This window comes from Nocardia sp. NPDC101769 (genome assembly GCF_044766925.1).
Classification (GTDB): Bacteria; Actinomycetota; Actinomycetes; order Mycobacteriales; family Mycobacteriaceae; genus Nocardia.
Genome location: NZ_JBIWMX010000114.1, coordinates 1 through 2,911, shown reverse-complemented (window position 1 = coordinate 2,911; position 2,911 = coordinate 1). Strand labels below are relative to the sequence as shown.

At 64.9% G+C, this 2,911-nt stretch carries 3 protein-coding genes and 1 pseudogene; 3 read left to right on the top strand and 1 reads right to left on the bottom strand.

The features are described from left to right. Positions 1–123: 123 nt before the first annotated feature. On the bottom strand, positions 124–1,434 hold the full coding sequence (locus ACIRRA_RS45755) for a PucR family transcriptional regulator (protein WP_402782357.1): 1,311 nt from the start codon (positions 1,432–1,434) through the stop codon (positions 124–126). Positions 1,435–1,798: 364 nt separating this feature from the next. Here ACIRRA_RS45755 and ACIRRA_RS45750 point away from each other — a divergent pair. The 3 genes and pseudogenes from ACIRRA_RS45750 to ACIRRA_RS45740 form a co-directional block, all read left to right on the top strand. Continuing rightward, positions 1,799–1,973, top strand: a pseudogene (locus ACIRRA_RS45750) (AMP-dependent synthetase); the annotation flags it as partial. Positions 1,974–2,061: 88 nt separating this feature from the next. After that, entirely contained in the window at positions 2,062–2,511 is a 450-nt protein-coding gene (locus ACIRRA_RS45745) for a cupin domain-containing protein (protein WP_402782354.1), read from the top strand. A gap of 29 nt (positions 2,512–2,540) precedes the next feature. Then, positions 2,541–2,801: a transposase gene (locus ACIRRA_RS45740; RefSeq protein ID WP_402782360.1), complete on the top strand. Its 261-nt coding sequence runs from the start codon at positions 2,541–2,543 to the stop codon at positions 2,799–2,801. The last annotated feature ends 110 nt before the right edge of the window (positions 2,802–2,911 follow it).

The following is a 2,911-nucleotide window of genomic DNA, read 5'->3' as shown; positions in this document are numbered from 1 at the left end:
GTCGGAGTGTGGTGCTGGGGTGTACCCCAAAACGACAGTCCCACATGCATTCGGAGGGGTCGCGTTGGCCGGTTCGGTCAGCGCGGTATGCGGCAGAATAGTGCGTTTCGACCGGCCGTCGTTTCAGAGCTGGCCCCTCGATGGTGGCACGTTGGGAGATTGGTCGGCCGGGGCGAGTACGGCCGCGCCGAAGCGCTCACACGCCAGCAGCGCCAGTTCGACGTCGAGGCCGTCGTCGGTGATCGGGCGGCCGCGCCGGTCGATCGCGCGCTGAACGCGGTATTTGACCGAGTTGTAGTGCAGGTTGAGTTGGTCGGCGGCGGACTTGTAACTGGCGTTCTCGCGGAGATAGACCCGCAATGTTTCCCGTAGCCGGGCGTCTTTGCCGGTGTCGGCGGCCAGTCCGCCGAGGGTGTCGAGGACCCATAGCCTTGTTTGGGGCAGGTCGGCGCCGAGCAGTGCAGCGGTGATCGTCCCGGGGTCACTCGCGCTGGTGAGCCGCGGCGTGGGCAATGCGGCGGTGGCGACCCGGAAAGCGCTCTGCGCCTGCTGATGTGAGTGCCGGAAACCGTCCGCGCCGCGCTGCGGTGTCCCGACCGCGACGAATGGTGTGTCGGGGTGAGCGGCGAGAAATCGGCGCATCCGGGCGTCTGCCCCGGCTGCGGCGGCGAGGGGGATCCAGCCCCACCCGGAGAGTCGGTCGGCGGCGACGAACAGCGGATTGTCTTGCGCGCCGAGGGTTTCGGAGAGTTCCCGCAGAAAGCGTTCCAGTCGGACGAGTTCGCTGCCGGTGCTCGTGTCTTCGGGGTACCACAGGATCAGGGCAAGGTGCTGCTCGCGCAGCGGATAGCGAATGGCGTCGGCGACAGCGTCGATATCGACGTCCCCGCCGACGAGGAGTTCGCGGACTCGCTCCGCGCGCAGGGTGTTCCGGTTCTCGAGCCATAGCGCGTGCTCGGTCTCGTAGGTGGCGAGCACCTGCTGCGATATCCAGTCGATGTAGCCGAAGGAGACCTGCGTGATCCGCTCGCAGACATCGAGGGCGAGCGTGGGAGCGACCTCTGCGGCGCGGATTTCGTCGAGCACCAGCTCCAGTAGCACCTGCTGGCCGAGGCGGTACGCGCGGATGACGGCGTTGGCGGGTACCCCGCGCCGGGCCACCCGCCGGGCGTATTCCAGTGCGGCGGTGGGCGGTTCGACGCGGTCGATGGGGATCTCGTAGTGCAGCACATCGAAGACGGTGTCGACATTGGCGACCACGCTGGCCGCCTGGAGTTCGAGCAATGCCGCGTCACCCCACAGTTCGGCGATCTCGGCCATCAGGGTGCGCTGGATCTTGCCGATCACCTCCACGCGCCGGGCCGTGAGCCGGTCGATGACCGCAGCCACAGCTTCCGTGAGGCCCTCGTCGTCAGTTCGGTTCCAGTCGGCCATGGACAAACAATAGAACGCGGTGGACCGGCTTCACCCGCACCCGGTCCGAGTGATTTGTCGCCGGGGGACAAAGGACGCCCGAAAGTTCATCGGCTGCGGACGGTGTGGTGGCAGTCACTTTTTCCTACCCTTGCGTCATGGATTTCTCCTCCCTCCCGGACCGGCGCGCGGCCCAGGACCCGACCGGCTCTGTCCGGCCGACGACCGCATCGCCCTCGACAACGCGCAGTTCCTCGACGCGGTGCGCCGGGCCGCGTCGGCGTTGGGGTGCAGGGGATCGGGCCCGGTGATGTGGTGGCGGCGCTGCTGCCGAACACCTACCAGGTCACAGGCTCCGCGGCGAAGGTGCTCGTCGTCGCTGGACGGCGAGGCCGGCGAAGTGGTCGTGCGGGGGCCGAATGTCTTGCGCGGCTACCTGAATCGGCCGGAGGAGACCGCCCAGACCTTGGTGGACGGATGGCTGCACACCGGGGATATCGGCCGCTTCGACGAGGACGGCTATCTGGTGCTCGTGGACCGGGGCCAAGGACATGATCATCGGCGCGGTCGGGTAGCTACCGCATCCGTAGGGGCTAGGTCGGCGTAGCCAATTTCTGCTTTCGCTACACAACGAGAAGGAGAGTCAACATGACGAGCCAGTCCGACCAGTACAACCTCGAGGTCTTCGATTCCAATTCCATGGATTGGCTAGGGCTGCCGATCGAACAGCTCGGCAGGAGTCTGACGCTCAAGCCATTCACGGTCGACCCCGACACCGGGATGTCCTGCGCGCTATTGCGTTACGACGCCGGGTTCATCAACCCGTGGCATACCCACAACTGCGCGCACGGCATGCTTGTGTTGAGTGGCACCTTGCGGACCCACAAGGGGGACTTCGGCCCGGGGAGTTTTGTCTGGTTCCCCGAGGGGATGACGATGTACCACGGTGCGACCGAGGAAAGTGACTGTGTCGTGCTATTCATCACGAACAAGCCGTTCAATATTCGCTACACGTTCGAGAATGAACCGAGCGGAAGCGAGGCCGAGCTACTGGGTCGGGAGAAGGCATGCCTGTGCTCGTTGGCTTCCGTAATCTGACGTAACACACGTTTGTCAACGGAACGCCAATCCTGATCGCGGACAAGGGCTATGACTATCCCAGCGTCTACGCCGAACTCCGACGACGACGGATCACCGGCTACATTCCCCGCCGCGGCACCCGCGACAAAGTCACCGCTGGCCGCTGGATCGTCGAGCAATCCTTTGCCCTGCTCCACCAATACCGGCGCCTCGCCGTCCGCTGGGAACGACGCACCGACATCCACCACGGATTCCTCGACCTCGCCGCAGCACTCATCTGCTGGCGACGACTCAGCAACCGAACCTGATAGGAGCTCTTACTTAGAACTCCTAACAAAGTGAGAGGTTGACCAGTCGACGCCAGCAGATGATGCCGCAGGCCAGGCTGAGGAATGCTTCGTGGATGTCGTCGCGGATT

Coding starts and splice junctions, on each gene's coding strand:
- ACIRRA_RS45755 (WP_402782357.1), bottom strand. CDS start 1,434: ATGGCCGACTGGAACCGAACTGACGACGAGGGCCTCACGGAAGCTGTG.
- ACIRRA_RS45745 (WP_402782354.1), top strand. CDS start 2,062: ATGACGAGCCAGTCCGACCAGTACAACCTCGAGGTCTTCGATTCCAAT.